Annotated in this window: 22 protein-coding genes; 12 read left to right on the plus strand and 10 right to left on the minus strand. The window is 61.8% G+C overall.

The window, feature by feature from the left end; translation table 11 throughout:
* Nucleotides 1-343 precede the first annotated feature (343 nt).
* The 3 genes from AB4074_RS06220 to AB4074_RS06230 all read left to right on the plus strand — a co-directional run bounded on the left by AB4074_RS06220 (nt 344) and on the right by AB4074_RS06230 (nt 2,056).
* A complete protein-coding gene (locus AB4074_RS06220) occupies nt 344-733 on the plus strand; it encodes an ankyrin repeat domain-containing protein (RefSeq protein WP_441412580.1) in 390 nt (129 codons plus the stop codon).
* Nucleotides 734-914: 181 nt separating this feature from the next.
* Nucleotides 915-1,205 carry an antibiotic biosynthesis monooxygenase family protein gene (locus tag AB4074_RS06225; protein ID WP_441412581.1) on the plus strand — a complete coding sequence of 97 codons (291 nt, stop codon included), beginning with the start codon at nt 915-917 and terminating at the stop codon, nt 1,203-1,205.
* Between the two features lie 296 nt (nt 1,206-1,501).
* On the plus strand, nt 1,502-2,056 hold the full coding sequence (locus AB4074_RS06230; protein ID WP_441412582.1) for a hypothetical protein: 555 nt from the start codon (nt 1,502-1,504) through the stop codon (nt 2,054-2,056).
* Between the two features lie 195 nt (nt 2,057-2,251).
* Here AB4074_RS06230 and AB4074_RS06235 read toward each other — a convergent pair whose 3' ends face one another.
* Nucleotides 2,252-2,794: a hypothetical protein gene (locus AB4074_RS06235; protein ID WP_441412583.1), complete on the minus strand. Its 543-nt coding sequence runs from the start codon at nt 2,792-2,794 to the stop codon at nt 2,252-2,254.
* A gap of 660 nt (nt 2,795-3,454) precedes the next feature.
* Between AB4074_RS06235 and AB4074_RS06240 the strand changes: the two genes are divergently transcribed.
* The 4 genes from AB4074_RS06240 to AB4074_RS06255 all read left to right on the plus strand — a co-directional run bounded on the left by AB4074_RS06240 (nt 3,455) and on the right by AB4074_RS06255 (nt 6,043).
* Nucleotides 3,455-3,616 carry a hypothetical protein gene (locus tag AB4074_RS06240; protein ID WP_441412584.1) on the plus strand — a complete coding sequence of 54 codons (162 nt, stop codon included), beginning with the start codon at nt 3,455-3,457 and terminating at the stop codon, nt 3,614-3,616.
* 115 nt (nt 3,617-3,731) lie between these two features.
* A complete protein-coding gene (locus tag AB4074_RS06245) occupies nt 3,732-4,256 on the plus strand; it encodes an RNA polymerase sigma factor (protein WP_441412585.1) in 525 nt (174 codons plus the stop codon).
* Nucleotides 4,253-5,449 (plus strand): LysM peptidoglycan-binding domain-containing protein, encoded by a 1,197-nt coding sequence (locus tag AB4074_RS06250; protein WP_441412586.1) that lies wholly within the window; start codon nt 4,253-4,255, stop codon nt 5,447-5,449. Before AB4074_RS06245 ends, AB4074_RS06250 begins: the two co-directional genes overlap by 4 nt.
* Before the next feature lie 330 nt (nt 5,450-5,779).
* On the plus strand, nt 5,780-6,043 hold the full coding sequence (locus tag AB4074_RS06255) for a hypothetical protein (RefSeq protein WP_441412587.1): 264 nt from the start codon (nt 5,780-5,782) through the stop codon (nt 6,041-6,043).
* 643 nt (nt 6,044-6,686) lie between these two features.
* Here AB4074_RS06255 and AB4074_RS06260 read toward each other — a convergent pair.
* The 4 genes from AB4074_RS06260 to AB4074_RS06275 all read right to left on the minus strand — a co-directional run bounded on the left by AB4074_RS06260 (nt 6,687) and on the right by AB4074_RS06275 (nt 10,665).
* Nucleotides 6,687-7,544, minus strand: a complete 858-nt coding sequence (locus tag AB4074_RS06260; RefSeq protein ID WP_441412588.1) for a hypothetical protein — start codon at nt 7,542-7,544, stop codon at nt 6,687-6,689.
* Between the two features lie 1,121 nt (nt 7,545-8,665).
* Complete coding sequence (locus AB4074_RS06265) at nt 8,666-9,268, minus strand: hypothetical protein (RefSeq protein ID WP_441412589.1); 603 nt, start codon at nt 9,266-9,268, stop codon at nt 8,666-8,668.
* 123 nt (nt 9,269-9,391) lie between these two features.
* Nucleotides 9,392-9,739 (minus strand): GntR family transcriptional regulator, encoded by a 348-nt coding sequence (locus tag AB4074_RS06270; protein WP_441412590.1) that lies wholly within the window; start codon nt 9,737-9,739, stop codon nt 9,392-9,394.
* A complete protein-coding gene (locus tag AB4074_RS06275) occupies nt 9,736-10,665 on the minus strand; it encodes a hypothetical protein (RefSeq protein WP_441412591.1) in 930 nt (309 codons plus the stop codon). The genes AB4074_RS06270 and AB4074_RS06275 overlap by 4 nt, the downstream gene beginning before the upstream one ends.
* Before the next feature lie 490 nt (nt 10,666-11,155).
* On the opposite strand from AB4074_RS06275, the gene AB4074_RS06280 reads away from it, so the two are divergent.
* The 4 genes from AB4074_RS06280 (at nt 11,156) to AB4074_RS06295 (ending at nt 14,039) form a co-directional block, all read left to right on the plus strand.
* The gene (locus AB4074_RS06280) at nt 11,156-11,482 is read left to right on the plus strand and encodes a hypothetical protein (RefSeq protein WP_441412592.1); all 327 of its coding nucleotides are present in this window, start codon (nt 11,156-11,158) and stop codon (nt 11,480-11,482) included.
* A gap of 202 nt (nt 11,483-11,684) precedes the next feature.
* Nucleotides 11,685-12,305, plus strand: coding sequence for a hypothetical protein (locus AB4074_RS06285; RefSeq protein WP_441412593.1), 621 nt, complete (start codon nt 11,685-11,687; stop codon nt 12,303-12,305).
* Nucleotides 12,306-12,694: 389 nt separating this feature from the next.
* Entirely contained in the window at nt 12,695-13,093 is a 399-nt protein-coding gene (locus AB4074_RS06290; protein WP_441412594.1) for a hypothetical protein, read from the plus strand.
* A 709-nt stretch (nt 13,094-13,802) separates the two neighbouring features.
* Nucleotides 13,803-14,039 carry a hypothetical protein gene (locus tag AB4074_RS06295; RefSeq protein WP_345447647.1) on the plus strand — a complete coding sequence of 79 codons (237 nt, stop codon included), beginning with the start codon at nt 13,803-13,805 and terminating at the stop codon, nt 14,037-14,039.
* 427 nt (nt 14,040-14,466) lie between these two features.
* Here AB4074_RS06295 and AB4074_RS06300 read toward each other — a convergent pair whose 3' ends face one another.
* From AB4074_RS06300 to AB4074_RS06310, 3 genes are all read right to left on the minus strand, one after another.
* Nucleotides 14,467-14,847, minus strand: a complete 381-nt coding sequence (locus AB4074_RS06300) for a DUF7793 family protein (RefSeq protein ID WP_441412595.1) — start codon at nt 14,845-14,847, stop codon at nt 14,467-14,469.
* Nucleotides 14,848-14,983: 136 nt separating this feature from the next.
* Nucleotides 14,984-16,009 (minus strand): zeta toxin family protein, encoded by a 1,026-nt coding sequence (locus AB4074_RS06305; protein ID WP_441412596.1) that lies wholly within the window; start codon nt 16,007-16,009, stop codon nt 14,984-14,986.
* A gap of 14 nt (nt 16,010-16,023) precedes the next feature.
* A complete protein-coding gene (locus AB4074_RS06310) occupies nt 16,024-16,512 on the minus strand; it encodes a hypothetical protein (protein WP_441412597.1) in 489 nt (162 codons plus the stop codon).
* Between the two features lie 262 nt (nt 16,513-16,774).
* Here AB4074_RS06310 and AB4074_RS06315 point away from each other — a divergent pair, with 262 nt between their 5' ends.
* A complete protein-coding gene (locus AB4074_RS06315; protein WP_441412598.1) occupies nt 16,775-17,317 on the plus strand; it encodes a hypothetical protein in 543 nt (180 codons plus the stop codon).
* Between the two features lie 85 nt (nt 17,318-17,402).
* On the opposite strand, the gene AB4074_RS06320 is transcribed toward AB4074_RS06315, so the two are convergent.
* Together AB4074_RS06320 and AB4074_RS06325 are read right to left on the minus strand one after the other, a co-directional pair.
* Entirely contained in the window at nt 17,403-17,660 is a 258-nt protein-coding gene (locus AB4074_RS06320; protein WP_441412599.1) for a ParB family protein, read from the minus strand.
* Nucleotides 17,657-18,262: a DNA-binding protein gene (locus tag AB4074_RS06325; RefSeq protein ID WP_441412600.1), complete on the minus strand. Its 606-nt coding sequence runs from the start codon at nt 18,260-18,262 to the stop codon at nt 17,657-17,659. The genes AB4074_RS06320 and AB4074_RS06325 overlap by 4 nt, the downstream gene beginning before the upstream one ends.
* Nucleotides 18,263-18,295 lie beyond the last annotated feature (33 nt).

Below are 18,295 nucleotides of genomic sequence, written 5' to 3' on the forward strand. Positions count from 1 at the left end.
CTCTCTGCCGTATTTCCCCGACGCTATCAGGCGATCGAAATATGTCAGGGCGCCGGGGTCAGCGACGGACGGTTTTGACGGTTCCAGAGGGACCTCGGCTTAGTTGGGAATGGGATTGTTCGGTTGATTGTCACGATACCAAATACTGCGAACTACGACTTGGCCAATCAGGCAAGACGATGTCGCATCGAAGCATTCGGCCGCGGGAGAGACAGGAACCAGCATCGGTCGCGCGCGGCCTACCCCCGACGGGCGACACCTTCCCGCGGTTCCCCGAGGCGTCGTCCGCTAGGGGATCGGCTAACGTGCAGTTTCCCCTTACCATCCAGAAATCGAGGTATCCATGGATCCCGCCGGTCGTTCGCCGCTCCATTACGCAGCACTCACCGATGATGCCGCAGAGGTGACTCGACTGATTGCCGCAGGCGAGTCGCCCGATTCGTCCGACGGCCAGGGGTTCACTCCGCTTCACGTTGTGTCCCAGGAATACGCACTGACCGCAGCGGCCGCGCTACTCAAAGCCGGTGCGGCGGTCGACCCAACGAACTCCTACGGCAATACACCGCTGTTCGTCGCGGTCTTCAACTCCCGCGGGCGGCCCGGGATGATCAATCTGCTGCGTTCACGCGGTGCCGACCCGCTGCATGCAAACGTGGCAGGGCAGACCCCCGTGGGACTGGCCAGATTAATGGGTAACTACGATGTGGCAGGGTACTTTCAGGATCTCCCCTGATCCCGCCGGAGCCAGCACGTCCACCGGGGGATCCCCTTCGGGGGCCGAAGGGTGACAAATAGCGCTGCGAAAAGACCCGCCATTTATCGCTGCGAGGGAGCGGGTCGAGGGTGTCGCGGGGGCCGGCTTACGAGGGTCTGGTGAAGGATCGTCAACCGGACGGCTGTGAGAAGCTGAGCGAATGATTCTGGAGCACGCGATCCTCCCCGTCCGTCCCGGCAGCGAGTCCGATTTCGAAGAGGCTTTCCGGACGGCTCAACCTCTGATCAGCAGGCAGCCGGGGTTCCGCAGTCTTTCGATATCACGCTCGATCGAGTCCCCAAACCTGTACCTTCTCCTCGTTGAGTGGGATTCGGTGGAAGACCACACCGAGGGCTTCCGTGGGTCCGCCGACTATGAGCAGTGGAAGGGGCTGCTGCACCATTTCTACGACCCGTTCCCGGTCGTTGAGCACTTCACAACGGTGCGGTAGCCGATCCCCTGGCGGGCAGCCGGGCGACAAATAGCACTGCGAAATGACCGCCATCTATCGCCGCGAGTCACCACACGGGCGTACCCGATGAGAATGCCCCGAGTCTGGCGTTTAGGGTCCCTTCCCGAGGGTTCTTGCGATACGCTGCTCCCAGTTAGCTGATGTATCGGCGGCATGGAGGGGGACCAATGCGGACATCGAAGGCCGAACAGGACCAACGACAGAAAGTCACGGCTGCGGGCAGGTCCGTCGGGGTTCGGCCAAGAAGAACCTATCGGGCGCCATCCGCCCGGCCTGTGGCCGCAGCACTGTGGCTGGGCGCCGCGGGCCTCATGGCCTGGATGCTGATTGCAGGACAGACCACGACGGCCATGACTGCGGCACCTTGGCTGGTCTTGGTGTCCTGGATCGTCTACATCGTCCAGTGGAAGCCGTGCCTTCGCGTCGACCGTTCCGGGTTTGAAATCGTCAATGGCCTCCGTGACCACCGGATTCCCTTCGGGAAAGTGGACGACGTCGAGGTCCGCCAGTCTGTTGTCATCAGGGCAGCGGGCAGAAAGTATGTCAGTTGGGGTGCTCCCGGCACGCCCAGTGCCGCTGCTTCCGGTTACCAGAATGCCAGCAACCTCCGGAACCTCCCCTTCAATGTCCTCCCTGACAACCAGCGAATGAGCCAGCCCGCGGCAGTAGGCGGCCGCGACGAAATCGCGAAGGCGTGGCAGGATGCCCGCGCCCTGGGCTTTCCTTCCTCGGAAGGAAGCATCATGTCCCAGTGGGACCGGCCCACGATAGCGATTGGAATCCTCACCGTCCTCTGGGCAGTCACCATCACGCTGATCTACGTCCGCTGAGCCGGCCCCGGGCCCAGACCTGGATCCTCGTTTATCGTGATGGTCTGGGGCTGCACCACAGGAAGGCGCCGTTCCAGAGAAGGTCCGATCACGGGTCCGGCTTCTTTTGAATTGGATTCGATCCCGGCTCCCCCCGACCTTATAGCAGCGGTGTAGTCGCGCCGCCCAAGGGCTTCGAAGTCCGCTCGCCGTCTGTTATTCAGCCGTGATTCGGACTCCGGCGACGGCGCCCGTCCAAGGACCATTCGGGTCGTGTCGCATCAGCGATGCCACGACGTATCCCTCCGGCAACTCGACAATCTCCGACGAGACGCCGGAGCAATCAAGATCGAGCGACCGCAGCTGCTTGGACCCTAGGGGGGTGATGAACATCTGTGCGTTCGGGATGCCCACGCAAGCCGCCGTGACGGTATACCGGCCTGCGGTCGCCACTTTTACGGTTTTGCTGAAACCAACCCCTGGTCCGTCGGCAGGGCCGGAGTCCTCAAGGAGCACGGAACCTTCGGCCGCTCCAAGGCGCTTGCCTAATTCGGCGTAGTTGCGCCTTTCGGCATCCAGTATCTCCGGGCCCTTCGTTGGGACGGAAGGCTCGGGGCGACTGCTTTGCTCGGCGGCTGTCTGCACCGGATCGCCGACATCCTCGTAGGTGCACGCTGCCAAGCCACCGGACAGCAGCAGGCCCAGCACCGCCGCCATAGCAGCACTGCGAACTGGTCTCGTTCCCCCACGACCTAGCATGGGCCGAGTCTACGGTCCGTTCGCCCAAAGGCCAGTCACACCCGTTCCTTAAGCGTTGTGGGCTCGTGCTGTCCGTATGCTGCCCGCGGTCCGAGTACATGCACGGCGAGGGTTCCTTGGCAAACAGCGGGTACTGTTCGTTGGCTAAGTCTGTCCAGTGGTGCTGGACGCCGGGAGACTCGACGGCTCCAGCATCGTAGGAGGGGTCGTCAGCTATCTATATGGCACGCTTGACCAGCCGAAACAAGTCAGTCCGAGCCACGATCGGCGCAAACAGGAAATGGCGGAAACACATGCCACTAGAGTTCATGGACATGCTGGCGAAGCCCACTCTTGGTTTCAGCCAGGCACTACGCTCAAATGCGCAGATTTATGCTGCCTCGGGGAGCAGCAGAACCTTTGCAATCGGCGTGCTGGTTTTCGGCTGCGCCGCCTTGGTTCTACTGCTTGTCATGGCATTTGCCCTTCCGCGTAAACCCGGTCGTGAGCGACAAAGAAAGAGGGCGATACGGTCACTGCCCCTCCTTACAGCGCTTCTCGTGATCGCGATCATCCGGGTTACGACCGGCTTGCAGTGAAGAATGAACTGAACCGTCCCGGGTTTGATGCCGCTATCTTCTCTGAGAAAGATAGTGATTATGTCTGAGAAAGATAGTGATTATGCCCAAGCAGTTCCCTCCCGAGGTCCATGACCGCGCAGTGAGCATGACCATGGATCGGTTGCCCGAATACCCGTCCGTTTATGCTGCCTGCCAGGCACTCGCGCCGAAGCCCGGAATCAGTCCTGAATCGCTACGCCTGCACGCCGAGTGGTATCGCTAGAGTCCCGTAGAGGGATCCCTGCTGGTCCGTTCTCGATCCGCCAAATTAGTTTTCGCCGTTACAAAGTTTTCGAAATTCTCGTTACAGTTTGTTGGCTGCCGGACATTAACAGGGCATGAGCTTGCAGACAATGGGGGAACGGGTGGATTTGGAGAGGGAAGAACGGTTCCTGGCCGCTCACGCGGCGGCCCATGACCGTATCTATCGCTATTTTCGGCGCCGGACGGACGGCGCCGCTACCGCGGAGGACCTGTGCGCTGAGGTCTTCAGGATCGTCTGGGAGAAGTCCGCACACGGCGATGACCTCTCGGCAATCGTCCTTTTCGGCATCGCCAAGAACGTACTCCGAAACCATGACAGGTCCGTATCCCGGTCTGCCGGGCTCATCGGAGCTTTGCGGTTGGAGCGCGTCTATGGAACACCTGCGGAGGGATCCGCCGTCCTGGATGGCATCGACCATTTGGACTCGAAGGAGCGGGAGGTGTTACTGCTGACGTACTGGGACGGACTGACCGCCGTCGAAGTGTCCCAGCTCCTCAACACCACGGCGACTGCGGTGCGAATGCGTCTGCACCGGGCCCGCAAGGAACTAGGCCGGATACTTCAGAAACAGACAGTGTCAGAAGGAGCAACAGAATGAGTCAGGACCAGTCTGCCGCCGACCTGCTTTCAGCCGCCGATCCTGCGCTCCTGATCACCGAGGACGAACTGGACCGCAGCCGCGATCGGTCTCTGTCCTTCCTGAATTCCGACGTCACCCACATCGCCGTCGGCGGATCCGTCCACGACTTCCACCGCACACCGGCCAAACGTCATTGGGGACGTATCGCCGCTGCCGGGCTTGCGGCAGCTGCGGTCGCGGCCTGCGTACTCGTCGCCTCGAGTTTAGGAGTGGGTTCGGTCAACATGGCTGCGGCTCCGACCGCCACACAGGCCACCGCGATGGCGAAACCATCCAACCAGGGGACGTCTTCCCTGGCCGGGCAGACGGTTGCCGATTCATTTGGAAACGTGGATTACTACACCACCGTCTCCGGAGACACAGTTGCAGCGGTGGCCGCATCCTTCCACCTCACCGAGGCGAAACTCGCTGAATTCAATGGGCTTCAGCCCGGGAGCGCGTTGGCACCCAACACGAAGCTTCGACTGATCCCGGTTCCAGGTCCGATCACGGGCGCGAAGGGGACGGCTACCGTCAACGAAAACGGCATCCCCACGAGTTACACCATTGAATCCGGTGACACCCTTGACGGGATCACCTACCGGTTTGGAATCACCGGCGAGCAGCTGGCCGAAGCGAACAAAGTCCCGTACGTGTACGAGAAGGGCAACACCTACTTTGTCCGTGCCGGGAACCACATCCAGCTGCAGAAGAATCCCGTCGACAGCAGATCCGGTCAAGGAAAAACCCTCAACAATTCATCCGGCCAGACCATCTTCTACACCACCGTCGACGGCGACTCGTTCGACAGCATCGGCTACAAATTCCGGTGCACCACCGAGCAGTTGCTGCAGTACAACCCGTCCCTGAACGTGGATCGGCCCATCCCCGCGGGGACCAAGGTGAGCCTCATACCCGGAGAGCTCAAGATCGACGGCGCCCAAGGCACCTTCACCGCCGACGCCGACGGGATCCCTCAGACCTACACCACCGCACCCGGGGACACCGAACGCCAGATCTCCTTCCGTTTCGGAATGCCCGATCTGGAATGGGCGAACCGCCCGCTCACCGGCACAGGCCGCGTCTGGTACACCTTCACCGACCTGCCCTCCGGGGAGTTGGCCCCAGGCCAGACCATCAGCCTCAACCTGACCAAACCCCTCCACAAATGACCCCCGTGAAACTGCGGATGAACTTTGCGGCACGCTCCCCGAGGTTTGGCCAATCCCGTGGCCGGAATGGTCATCGCCCACTCGATCGTCTTCATGGGGGGGATTGGTCGCCCTCATTCTCCGAATACGTTCGCTGGACAGCGCGGGGCGCGCTGTATCCAGCGCTGACAATTAAAAGGTCTGAAAATGAAAATGGCTGAAACGGTCAGAGCGGTGTGGAGTCCCCGAGTGGGCGAGGCCGCCGCAGCGAAGATGGTTCAAGCCCAGCGAGCACGCTTCGTTCAGCTGGGCAGCTGTGCTGTCATTTTCGTGTGGAGCATGATCCCACTCATGAGCCAGAAATCAGCATGGGTGACGCTGCCCGTTGCCTTCCGAGCGTGCTTCGTGATTTTCGCCCTGCTGGTCATCTTCTTCGGTATGTTCCGCCAGGGCCAACGGCGCAGCCGGTACGTTAGAGAGGCGGCCGTGTGCGCCCTGAACCACCTCCGGGCGACTACATACCCGCGGTTGACCCGGCTTCCCTATGTGACCATGAGGAGTCCTCAAGCGTTCGACAAATATATCGGTTCGATACCGTCGAGTTTGATGTCGTAGTCACACGGGTCCAACCCAAACTGTCGCTCCTCGCAAGACGGCTTACTGCGCTGTACGCACAGCGATCGGCTTACGCGCGGCGAGGTGACAGTCAGTGCTGCAATAAAATGCCGCCATACCCTTGAGGTTGTGAACGCGGTAGCCTCGAAACGTGCTCCGCGCGCGGATGCGGCAGCAGCCGCGATCGATAGGGTCGGTGTACCGTCAGGAACAAGTCCCCACGGCGCCGGACATCACGTACCAGACTCTTCGTCGCACGCCGGGGAGACTCAGCGACTTGTTTGAGGAAGATGACAACAGTGGGAATCACCCCAGGCGTCCTGGTCGCAGTCTTTGTCACCCTGTTCGTGGTCTTTGTCGCTCTGTACGTCATCCGCCGAAGGAAGTGATCACTCGGCGGCCAAGCCCCTCACAACCGCACGGGGAAGAAAAGCTAAGGAAGCTGATTATCCGGGAATTCACTACCGACAGTTTGACCACGATAGCGGGGTCCTCGCTGTCGTGGTCGTAATCGCCGCGAACTCGTTCTCTTTCTGGGCTCGATGGAGCGTTGAGTGCCCGGTGAAGGATCCTTCACCGTGCGTATTCGACAGGAAATTCGGCCGTCAGGAACTTCGATAGCGGCCGGGCTTTCTGCGATTGGTCACTCCGGCTCGAGGCTTGGGTCGCGTCGAAAGCTGGCAACTAGTTGATCGAACCTGGAAACGTGCTTGTAAATTCTTGCCGCATCCTGTTCGGAGTTGAGCCAGGGCTTACGCTTCCCAATCAGGAGAACGTCGCGCGGCTTGCCGTCCACGTCGAAGGGTGTCGTCAGTGGAAGAAGGGCATTCAATGCTTTCGATTCCACCGTTTCAGGCAACCGTGCTCGGAGCCAAGCGAGCTGCTCTGTTGTGAACAGGTTGAATGGTATCCGTAAGTTTTCGAGGTTGGTAAGTGTGCCAAGCGGCTGGATCCGACCATCGTCGATGCGCTTCGGAAGCAGGCTTAGACTCAATAATCCCGGCAGCGAGGCCAGGGGCTCCAGCGTCTCGAAAGTGCTCTTGTCCCATACCGCGTCACCGAGGATGAGTTCCTTCAGTGCGTGCCCGGCCAAAAGGTCATCCAGCCGGTGGAAACGGGTGAAGTCCTCTACCCGCAGTGCATTCAGATGCGGCGTACGCGAAAGGTTCCATAGTCGCGTGGACCGCTGATTCCAATAGAACGAGACCATCCGGAGCCCTGACAGGTCCTCAATCGGGGTAAGGTCCTCAATTCTGGGGCACTTCCAGAATTCAATCGCTGTGAACTGTCTTCCGTAGCTGGAGACCAGTCGCTCAAACGCGGCCTGGTCCAGCCCGCTGATACGAAGGGAGGTCGCACCAGGGTGTCCCTCGATTTGTGACAGGTGTCCCGGATCAAATCTCCCGCCGCCGATCTGCGGCTGGACAAAGTCCAGGAACCACGAGGGCTGGGCTTCGCCCGCCCCTCTGAGCTCCAACAGGTTTTTGGGGCCCGGTTCCATGGTTGCTCCGCCCCTCGTCAAAAACCCATCAAAACGTTAGTTGTGAACTTATCAGTCAGGCGCAGAAGAAAGCATGGCAGCTTGAGAAACGTCATCTTGGGATGTGTCCGTAAGCCGGTCCCTCACCGTTCGTCTCCACTAGTGGTTATAACAATGTGCACGGTGAGGGATCCCGAACCGGACGACGCGACCAGAAGCTGCGTCTGAATAAATCCGCTCATCTACAGTGACGCTTGGGACTGGCCGCTATGCTCCAAGCATGAACCGGCCGGGATTGAAGGTAACTCTTCTCGGATTTGTCGTCATGACTGTCTGCTGGTTACTAGCTGCACTTGCTGGGCCGCCCACGCAACGTGGGCCATACATTGCCCTCGCGGTCCTCTTTGCGCTTGGTGGCCTCTATCCAGCAGAAGCATCGCGGCAGTCGTGCCCGCGAACCGATCGGCTAACGGCCGCTTTACACGGGCGCGCGTTGAACTTGACGCCGGCGTTGCACCGGAGCTGGATTGAGCGAGCCGTCTAGTCTGACTGCATGCACATCGCGCCAATCACCTGGCTGAAAGTCCTTTTGGGCCGTATTCGTAGTTGGCTCTGGCAGAAGGCGCGGGCTCGCGCAGGGGGAGACTTGGCCCGGGCCAATGCCCTACAGGTGGAGCTGGATGAGCTCAAAGGGTGTTATCAAAGCGTGGTCAAGCAGGAGGCTGGGCTCGCCGACTCGGCGCCTCATAACCTCCTAGGCAGGTCAAAGCTTCGAAGCGAGTTGGCGATGCTGGCGAGTTGCCAGGGCGCCACGGATGGGCTGATTCAGGCGATTCGTCAATGCGAAGCTGTGATTGAAGCTCCGCGAGCGGAAAGAGCGCCGGCATTCGGCGATCTTACGACTGAATATCGAGCTGTGATCCAAACCCTCAAGGACGAAGCGACCAGCCTCCGCGGGGGGTGAATTGTTCACAAGCCCTCCAGCTTGTGCCCGTATGACGACCCCCCTACCGGGCTGCACCATGCGCCAAATAGCGCCGTGAAAAAGCCGCCATTTACCACCGGAAGTCACAAACCGCGCAGACAGTCCGTAGGTGCTATAGCGCCCGATAGAGGACCGGCTTACGGGGCGCCGCGTCCTGCTACTGGTTCCTGCTGCGGCCCTTGAGGATTGCCGTAGCTTCCTTGCCGAGCACCGAGTCCTCAGAAAACGACTGAACGACAGCTCGGCCTGTACCTGCTTGCATCCGGTTTCCAATCCGGTTCAGAGGACGAAGGAAGTAGATTCGTGTCGAACCGAGTCTTGCTGTGTTGACGAACGAGAGTAGATCTTCATACTGATCTTTCGCCGCGCAGCCGCTCAGGGCTGCGGCAAGAACGTCTCGGACCACAGGGATCTTGGTCTCCAGGTAGATTTCCTTGAGTTCGGGCCACCATGCGCGCGCCGACTTATGGCAGAACCCTCGGCCAATGCTCTCAAGAACCCCGTCGGGGTAGTCGCGGGTGATGTGTGTGAGCAGAACGGGAAACGCAGCCGGGCGCGAATCAGGAACTTTGTACAGATCCCAGAGGGAACCTACTTCAATACCGATCGCCGCCAGATCGCGGATCACAGGCTGTGCGGCAGCTCGGAGCACCGCAATACGCTGAGCTCGATCGGCTTCCACGCGTTCGAATTTGGCACGATACTCTGGGTCTTCGCGAAGTAGACGTTCCTTCTCCGCGATGACATCCGCTGCTGTCACGCTTCCGCGCCCTGTAGTTCCCATGGAGTCCACAGTATCTCCGCCGCAGCTTCAGGTTTCCACCGTCGCCCGGCATCCTTCGGTGCCCCGTAAAGGATCCTTTAGCGTGCATAGCATCGGCGGTTACCAGGTGGCACGGATGACCTGGAGGACTTCGCTGAGTTCGAGGTTGTCACGCTTGCATGTGTCGATGAGCTTCCGGGCTGCTCGAGCGACGTCTTTGGAAATGGCGGTGGCGTGTGGGCTGACCCGTGTGCCGGCTCCGATTCGAGTTTCAACGAGTTGTTCTTCTTCGAGTTGCTTGTAGACCTTGGCGACGGTGCCGGGGGCGACTCGGAGATCGGCGGCGAGCTGTCGGACTGATGGGAGGCGTTCGTTTGCGGCGAGTGCCCTGGTGGTGATGAGGCCGCGGATCTGGTCGTGGATCTGTTCTGCCGGCGTTCCGCCGGTCGTGGAAAGGGTGATGATCATGGCGCGGTCTTGACGGTGTGCTGCCGGGCCCGGGCGGTCCTGGGAACGGCCGTGAGTGCAACGCCGAGGCAGAGCGCCGCGCCGAGGCACGTGGCCACGAAGCTGCTGGCGTAGAGGAAGGAGCCCAGTGCGGCGAACGGGGAACCCGCTGTGACCACTCCGGCGGTGTTAGTAGGGAATGAAACTCGGACCGAGGCTGTGCCTGCGAGTGAGCCGAGGATCGCGGCGAGGTGGAAGGCGACAGCGCCCGTGGTGAGCGCGGCGATGTTGCGGCTCTGGGTGCGGCGGACGGCAGCGTCCTGTTCTCTGGCATCTCCCAGCGGAGGGCGGGCAACCAGTGCCAGGCCTGCCCACGCGGTGCCGATCAGCATCATCAGCAGGAACATCGCCGGAATCGAGTAGTACCAACCGTAGATCGTGGACCCAGCTCCCATCGTGCCGATCTGGAAACGGAACAGGGCATAGTTGCCGGCCTGGTCCGGGACAGATGCCAGCCCTGCCGCGAGCGAGAGGGCGACCGTGACAACAACCATCGCCATCAGGGCGACCGTCCAGCCTGCCGACAGGAAAGTGAACGCCGTCCTGCGGGCGATGCCTGCGGCTGACACGGAAGGATTGCGGCGGCCGGGGACACAGAGCATGACCAACGCGATGATCCCGGCAGCCAATGGCGTGACGAATTGGGCCTTCTGAACAGCCATACCCACGTCCAGCCCCATCGGTGCGAGCAGCTGCGGTGTGACTCCCAGGACCGAGTACAGGCAACTGACGACCACGGGCACCAGACCGCCGATGGCAGCGAGAACACCGGCCCGGCCGCGAAGCGAGGTGCCGTGTCGCCGCGTCGCCAGCCAGATTCCGACTGCCACAACGCCACCCAGGATCAGCGGTGACAACTCCAGAAGGATAATGACCCACTGCTGCACCGCGACCTCCATATGTATCAACTAATTGACACATAATGTATCAATCAACAACTACACTCACAAGGGCCAATTGAAGAACGTTGAGCGCGTTTATTCCGATTGCGAGAGTGCCGGTTCCGAGGCTGTTCGGTTTCGGGCAGGGTACATAGCAGCGGAGGTCCGCCAATGCTCGCCATGCCCGTATCTGTCCGGGGCTGGAATCCGCTCGCGGCTTGAGAAACGTAGAAGTTCGAACATGGCCGCAGCCCGTTTCGCCATCGATCACCGTACCCTTGGTGCCCGTTAGCCGAACCTTAACCGGACGTTTCACCATGGGAGGTGTGTGCTCGCCACGGTTCCTGCGAAGTAGGGTGCATTCATGGGGCGGAATCGAAGCATCAAGCGGAAGCAGTGGTCTTGCTTAGTCGTTTCGGCGGTGTTGTCTGCGGCTTCATTGGCGGCGTGCGCAGTGCAGCCGGGACTACCCCAGGGCAGCGAAGCACCTCCAAGCATGAGTTATCCCACCCAGTCGGGGATAGCGACGATTACGCCCGACTACAGGGAGCTTGCAGTGGACCACGCCACAGGCCCGGCCGCGACCGTGCCCTGGCATCTTGTCCGGGTGGACCATCAAGAGAACCGGATCTACCTGTCTGCTTCCTCAGCAGGTTGCACCACCCCGGAAAAAGTCCGGCTCACGGAGTCCGACTCCAGCATCACGATCACAGTAACCGGCCCAAGCACCAGCGAACCCTGCACCGCGCAGCACCTCACCCTGCTTGGCTACGTTCAAATCGGCTCAATAGGCGATCGGCAGGTCACCGGTAACAGCAGCTAGGAAGGAACCCTCAATATCGATTCGGCTGCTTACATTCTGGGGTCGGTGTTTCCTTTGGCGAACCTTGACCGGACACCTGGGGTGCGTGAGACCCGACCGAGGCAGTCCATCTTCTCCGTGCGACCATGGGCTCACTACACGCGAGGGCGATTCATGTCGGTTCACGATTGACACCAAGAGGGTTGGGGAATGCAATTGGCGTATGGCTTCCGAAAGGGTTGAGACGAGGCTCCGGGTCGCGGACGGATTGCTGGTCATTGCCCTTGCCATCATTTCCTTGGTCATGGTTTGGAGCCAGGTACCGGTGGCATCGCCCGGAATCTTGCTCAGCATAGCGTCCGGAATTCTGATTATCTTAGGTTTCCTGGTTCTTATCGGTAAGACTAGGACGGGCCGGCTTGTACGGTCCCACCGCCGGTGGAAATACATCCTGCTCATTGGCGTCACCGTCGTTTTCGCCACCCTGACCGTTGTCACCCTCATCATCGACCGTCCGGGCGGCAATCCGGCCCTGCCGCTTTTTCCGGTTATCGTGGGTGGAATTGGCGCCCAGCTGTTTGAATCGGAAGCGACGGCCAAGTTTACGATGGCGGCTCAGATGGCGGCTCTTGGCAACCGTGATGCCAAGGTCTGGAAGCGTTTCAGCCTTGTCCTCGTCCTGGTCGGAATCGTTCTCGGCTGTGTCGCCGCCGTGGCCGGAGCCTCCGGCAACGTCACTCTTGTTTCGATTCTGCTGCCGATTGCGATTCTACTTATGGTCTTGGCAGCGGCGATCTGGATACCGCTCAGGACCAGGAACCGTCAGCCCAGGGGTACGCCGTAAGCCCGTCACCCTCAGCTGTGACCCGGTGCCGGTAGGCCGCGTCTGATTCGGTCCGCGAGCCGGTGATCACTGGACCGTGGGTGTGGTTCTCAGCCCGGAATGGCTGTTAAACGAAGCTTCGATTGACGACATTTACAGTTCCATAAGGAAGCGCGGACAATCCGAGGGCACGTAAGGGGATCCCCAATCGGGCGCTTGGAGCGTCCGGTGGGCCACCGCCTTACGGGCATCAGTCATGTGCGTGCCCAAGCAGGACCGGCATGACGGTCTGATCCAAGACTGACTGGCTCAATCGTTCTTGGTCCCGGCCAGGGGGCATGCGGGCACGGGGTGGGCGCGTCGTTCCACCGCTTTCAGAAGGGCCTCTTTTTGGGAGACATAATTGCTACATGGCTATAAGTACGGGCGGCATCGTTGAAGATTGGGGTCCGCCGCGCTTGGCGCTCGAGGAGGTTCGAAAGCAGGTGGCGAACTTCGCCCCTCGCCAGTCGGACCAGGATTACGTCGTCGACATTGCATTTCGCTCATGGCACCTAAACAGAGAGCCCGAGTTCACCGGCGTTCAAGCCGCCATGGTCGGGCGCAAGCAGCGACGCTTTATTGTCTGGCATTCAGTCCCCAAGGGATTGAATACTGCGGCAGCCGTTCGTACTTGGCTGGCCAGCGTGCTTCCGGAGACGGCGCGGCTAGTCCGTGAGTATCTCCCTCAGAAATCAAAGTCCTACCCTTCTGAGCAACTCGCGGCCGAGATCGACGGGTTGCGGGAGATGTTGCTAAGAACGGACTAGGTCGACCATTCCAGAAGTACATTCAGGCGCACCTGCAGTTTCCGCCCTCGTGCACTGCAATGCTGCAGGAGCGGAATGGAGTGTCCGGTGAGGGATCCTTCACCGGGCACTCGACGCTCCATTGAGCCCAGAAAGAGAACGAGTTCGCAGCGATCTCGACCACGACAGCGAGGACCCCGCCATCGCGGTCAAACTGTCGGTAGTGAATTTCCGGATAGTCAGCTTCCTTAGCTGTTCTTCCCCGTGAGGCTGTGTCCGCGGGCTGAGGGGCTTGGCCGCCGAGTGGTCACTTCCTTCGGCGGACGACGTACAGCGCGACAAAGACCACGAACAGGGTGACAAAGACTGCGACCAAGGCGCCTGGGGTGATTCCCACTGTTGTCATCTCTCCTCAAACAAGTCGCTGAGTCTCCCCTGGGTGCGACGAAGACCCTGGTACGTGATGTCCAGCGCCGCGGGGACTTGTTCCTGACGGTACACCGACCCGATCGATTGCGGCTGCTGCCGCATCCGCGCGCGGAGCACGCTTCGAGGCTATCGGTTCACAACCTCACGGGTATGAATCTCAGCGCTAAATGGCGGCATTTTATTGCAGCATTGACTGTCACCTCGCCGCGCGTAAGCCGATGGGCTAGCGGGCGGTCGATGAAAAGGTCGAACTGGGCCACGAAGGCTTCCTGAGCCGGTCCGCGCGTTCTACGGTTGCCGTATGGCTCGAATGACACCGCAGGAAGCGACGGCCGTGAATATATTGCTGGGGTACTTCGCCGGCAGGCCCGAGCTCCCGCCCGGGGAAATTGTGCGGTCCCTCGAGATCCTGGCAAATCGGGCGCACAACCGCCTGCAGGGTGGCTGGGACGAGTTCGCGGTGCGCCGCCAATGGCCATACGCCTACGAAGAAGACGTCCAGGCGCAAGAAGGCGCAGACGAGCCTTCCGAAGACTGAATAGAACTGAGGATCCTCGCCGGGTACTTCTCTGCAGCGGCGCGATGCGCCCGGGAAATTGGCGCTTCGCTCCAGCTGTGGAGCGGCGATTCAAGGGCGCGATAGGGGCCGGCGACGTCTGGGGGTCGAGAGCTCAGGCTCCAGGAACTGGACGCTCTCTTCGTCGCCGGCCCGTCAGATAACCGGCCAACGGTTGGCGGGCCGGTCCACACTGATTCCGATTCAAGTCAACACCCGGCGCGGCGCTATTGCACGAGTACCGTGTACTCGTTTTGGCAGGTCAGGGCGCGGGCCAACTCTTGACGGCCGGCCACTGCGAGAGCTCCGGAGATGTCCGCGCGTGCTGAAAGCGCCGCCGGGGAGCATGCCTGCACCCAATCCCCGGGTGCGTGGGCGGGCGTAGCATTTGCCTATGCTCAGGCCCGGGTCATTCGGCCAGGTCCTGCATCAGCCAGACCAGTGCATCGTCCCTGGACGTGAAGAAGCGGGTGGGACATGGCGGGATGTGGACACCAAGAAAGAAGTTTGCCAGAACCCGGTCAACAGGGCTGGTCCCAAGCAAGGCGATCCGGGAGGCCGCACAAGGGATAGAGAAAACAGCACGGGCATGACGGTGCACGGACTCCGTCGTCGCCATGTCGACCAGCATCGGGTATTCCGAGCCCCTGCCGGCCTCATTGACGGCAGCCATTGCCGCATGGGCGTCGACAGCCTCGATGTTGACTCTGTCGTTCCAGACAAGGTGGATTATCCCGTCGGACCTAAGTTCCACGGTACCTTTGCCGCCTTCGACCGCTATGGGTTCCAATATCCGCCTCCCATTTGACGCCTCGCTCGCGCGTGTCGGGGACGAGGCCCGTCGGCGTGATTTCCCTACCCTACACAAGGTTCACACGGGAAAACGAGGAAGAAACGACTCGCGGGAAAATCCTTGATTGCACGCACTACCGGCCGAAATCCGGGCCTGATGAATGCCGGCCTTTCGCCGGTACAGCACGAGCAGATGCCGCCGTCCTGACCGCCGCCAAAGTCTCACCGTCAACCAACGGCCCGGCCGGCTTTGTACGGCCCTGCTTGGATTCCAGCACGGGGCCGGAATGTTGGTCGGCCACGCGGTACACCACGTACTCGCGGACGCATCCATAGTCAGCCGCGACGGCGGCCGCGTTTGCTGCGCACCTGGACTCCGTGTCTTCCGGCGCGGTGAACAACGAGCCAGGGAATGACTGGGGCACCCAGCGGCCGCCCAGCTTGGCGTCAAGCGGGTCTTTCGCGGTGCCGTTCTCTGCATCGAGATAGCCGCGTTCCCAGCGGCCCAGGGTGCGGGCCTCGCTGACGGCCTGGGTTGTTTCGACGTCGGCCACCATCACGTCATAGCCTGCGGCGGTGAGTTTATCCAGCAGCATCCTGGCTTGCTTCTCGTTGCCCAGGGTGCCGTCGATGATCACGTTATCGCCGCGCTTGAGGGCCTCGTTGGTGGCCTTCTTCGAAAGGATGGAGGACTCGTTGTGGACCAGGGCCGCCAGCTCGCCGGGATAGAACTTCTCCCCTGCCGCGTCCAGCTCGCGCACTTCATCCGGGACCAGGTAGCTGTCATAGCTTCCGTCCTGACGGGCCTGTTCCAACAGCTCGTCCTTGAAGTCGTCTGCGTTGATCGCCAGCCAGTGTTCGGGCCGTGTCCGCGTGTCCTTGATGAGAGCATGCTGCGCCGTGGATTTGCCGGCACCGGGAGGGCCGGCCAGGACGATTGCCTTCTTGTCCCTGCGCACCTCGGGGTGGGTGTCGGTGAAACGTGTCAGGATCTCCGTGTGGAGCTGCCGGCGGACCTCCAACGGGGCTCCCCGGCGCACGTTGAACCATTGAGGGTTCTGGCTCGTGGCATGCGGACTATGGGCCGTGAGGGGCCCGCCGTCTGCGCCCAGCCGCTCCAGATGGGCGCGGTGTACTGCGGCCTGTTCTTCGCTAGTCACGCCCTACAGCGTAGTCATTCGGATGCGGGAACCTCGTCCGAGGCGTCCAGAATAAGGTCGTAGGCCTCGCCGTCGATGAGGCCCTCGTCGAAAGCCTGGCCGACTTCTTCAAAGGAGCCGGGGGTGTCCGGGTAAGGCGTGGATTCCCACTCTTCCTGGGCTGCGGCCAGTCCTTCGTTCTTTACGTAGGGCCACGCGGACAGTTCCCGGATCATCGTTACCCGGTCAATGTCGCCGGCCGCGTAGCGCTCCGCAATTTCGTAGGGACTGGCTCCGCTGAACCCTTCCGGGATCGGCTTCACTCCCCTGGCGTCCGCCTGCGCCAGCAACTGACTGACGGAGGGCTGGGCGATACCCAGGGCGCGGGCAATCTCGCGCTGCCCGGCGCCGGCCTGCACCGCGGAACGAACGGCCCTGATGTAATCCAGGCCGCCCAGTTCCCGGCGTGCCCGGGCCCGCCTGGCATTGACAAGTGCAGCTTCGGGGCTGGTGGTGATCGTCATGTCCAAACCTCCTATATAGGTAAGCCTATCAGTGACCGGGGAGTGTGTCACCGGGCCCGGTGCACGGTCAACCACGGGTTGCAGCGAAGCGGCGCCTCAACGGCCGCCGGGGATTCGGCACGGCTTCGGCCTGCGCCTGACGCTCATTCCAACGCCACGCGCAACATCGACGGCCACGGTGATGCCCGCACCGGACCGCCCGCTCACGGCCGGCGGTGACCGGCCCTTCCGCCTTGGCGGTGCATGTCCGATGATGACCGGTATGAGGAGAACTATCGGATGGCTGGCGGCAGCAGCTGTGGTGACGCTCGTCTTCGGTAGCCTGTACCTCGCCTTCCAGCAATCCGGGCGCAGGTCTGCCAATATGGCACCAGCGGCGGCAGCAGCGGCCCAACTGCAGCTCCTCGGCACATCCGTTCCGGCGGTCCCGCGGGTCGAGTTGACCCCCGATAGCGGGGTATTTGTCATCGTGTACGGCACCGATGACAAACCGGAGATGGGAACGGCTACTCTCCACGGAGTGCTACCGGCGGTGCCCTCCGGCGTGCTCGATACGGCCCGGAGATCAGGTGGGGACGCTGTGACCTGGCAGCCGGAGCCCGGGCTGCGGATGGCAGTGATTGCCCGCTCATCGGCCGGAAGAGTCGTCGTCGCCGGGCAGTCCCTCGCTCCTTACGAGGCCACGGACACGCTGATCATGGCCTTTCTGGGCCTCGGATGGTTCGGGTCTGTCCTCGTCCTGGGCGCCGGGTTCGCAGCAACCATTTTGCTGGGCCGACGGCAGCGCCAACCCGGTATCCCCTGACCGGCAGTCCGGGGCCTGGTGGATCGGTAGTTTATTTCACGGCAGTTGTCCGTTGGCTGTTCCGGGGAGGAACCGCATGTCGGCGTTACTGCCGGTGGCGGGCTTCTTCTTCTTTGGAGCGGCGCCCGGTGCGGGCGCTTCCCGGGGGCAGGGGTTCCCAGGGTTTGGCGTTGTTGTATTTGCGCTGGAGCCGGCGGACTTCCTTGAGCGTGGCTGCCTCGATGAGCTCCGAGATGGAGGCGTATCCTTCGAGGTGGCCGGCGGCCGCGAAGGCTGCCCGGACCTGGCCCGCGTCGGGGGTCGTGAAGTACGGGGAAAAGCTCTCGGGTTTGGCCTTGCTCACTCCCCCGCGCCCCGTGTCTCCGGGGAGACGCGCTGCAGCAGGGCGTTGTGGACCTGTTCCAGGGTGGTGGCGCGCACTTCGGCCGTTGCAAGTCTGCGTCCCGCGTCTGCGGCGTCCTGGGCGGCGGCCCGCTCGGCTTCCCGGGAGTCTTCCAGCTGCTTGCCGATCACGGCAAGCTGGCGCTCGAGCGCCGCCCGCTGGGCCTCGACGCGGGCCATTTCCCCGGCATGGGCGGCTGCGGCGGCATCCTTCTCGGCGCTTGCCTGGTCCAGGTCGGCGACGAGCTCGGCGATCTCCTGGTCCTTGTCCTTGCGTTCCTGCGCCCAGACCGCTTCCACGGCCGTATGCCGTTCAGCGGCCAGGGCGGATGCTTCGGCCCAGCAGCCCCCGGCCAAGCGGGCCGCCTGCTCCAGCAGGACCGCGGGGGTGGCAGCGACTTGTCCGCCGGCGGCCTGTTTTTCCTCGGTCCATTCCTTCAGGTACCGGGTGGCGTCGGCGTTGGACACCCCGGCGGCCGCGCGGACCGTGGACACGGTCGGCCGGCGCTCGGCACTGATCTGCTCGGCCGCGGCATACACGCGGTCCTTCACGCTGGACGTCATCAAAAGCACCTCGTGGATTGTTGATAGTAGTAG

Source organism: Arthrobacter sp. 2MCAF14, from assembly GCF_052115645.1.
Lineage (GTDB): Bacteria > Actinomycetota > Actinomycetes > Actinomycetales > Micrococcaceae > Arthrobacter.

Excerpts from the sequence above, each read along its gene's own strand:
- AB4074_RS06250 (WP_441412586.1), top strand. The coding sequence starts at position 4,253 with ATGAGTCAGGACCAGTCTGCCGCCGACCTGCTTTCAGCCGCCGATCCT.
- AB4074_RS06220 (WP_441412580.1), top strand. The coding sequence starts at position 344 with ATGGATCCCGCCGGTCGTTCGCCGCTCCATTACGCAGCACTCACCGAT.
- AB4074_RS06315 (WP_441412598.1), top strand. The coding sequence starts at position 16,775 with ATGAGGAGAACTATCGGATGGCTGGCGGCAGCAGCTGTGGTGACGCTC.
- AB4074_RS06255 (WP_441412587.1), top strand. The coding sequence starts at position 5,780 with ATGAGCCAGAAATCAGCATGGGTGACGCTGCCCGTTGCCTTCCGAGCG.
- AB4074_RS06295 (WP_345447647.1), top strand. The coding sequence starts at position 13,803 with ATGGCTCGAATGACACCGCAGGAAGCGACGGCCGTGAATATATTGCTG.
- AB4074_RS06225 (WP_441412581.1), top strand. The coding sequence starts at position 915 with ATGATTCTGGAGCACGCGATCCTCCCCGTCCGTCCCGGCAGCGAGTCC.
- AB4074_RS06280 (WP_441412592.1), top strand. The coding sequence starts at position 11,156 with ATGAGTTATCCCACCCAGTCGGGGATAGCGACGATTACGCCCGACTAC.
- AB4074_RS06260 (WP_441412588.1), bottom strand. The coding sequence starts at position 7,544 with ATGGAACCGGGCCCCAAAAACCTGTTGGAGCTCAGAGGGGCGGGCGAA.
- AB4074_RS06240 (WP_441412584.1), top strand. The coding sequence starts at position 3,455 with ATGCCCAAGCAGTTCCCTCCCGAGGTCCATGACCGCGCAGTGAGCATG.
- AB4074_RS06235 (WP_441412583.1), bottom strand. The coding sequence starts at position 2,794 with ATGCTAGGTCGTGGGGGAACGAGACCAGTTCGCAGTGCTGCTATGGCG.
- AB4074_RS06285 (WP_441412593.1), top strand. The coding sequence starts at position 11,685 with ATGGCTTCCGAAAGGGTTGAGACGAGGCTCCGGGTCGCGGACGGATTG.
- AB4074_RS06245 (WP_441412585.1), top strand. The coding sequence starts at position 3,732 with ATGAGCTTGCAGACAATGGGGGAACGGGTGGATTTGGAGAGGGAAGAA.
- AB4074_RS06270 (WP_441412590.1), bottom strand. The coding sequence starts at position 9,739 with ATGATCATCACCCTTTCCACGACCGGCGGAACGCCGGCAGAACAGATC.
- AB4074_RS06325 (WP_441412600.1), bottom strand. The coding sequence starts at position 18,262 with ATGACGTCCAGCGTGAAGGACCGCGTGTATGCCGCGGCCGAGCAGATC.
- AB4074_RS06310 (WP_441412597.1), bottom strand. The coding sequence starts at position 16,512 with ATGACGATCACCACCAGCCCCGAAGCTGCACTTGTCAATGCCAGGCGG.
- AB4074_RS06290 (WP_441412594.1), top strand. The coding sequence starts at position 12,695 with ATGGCTATAAGTACGGGCGGCATCGTTGAAGATTGGGGTCCGCCGCGC.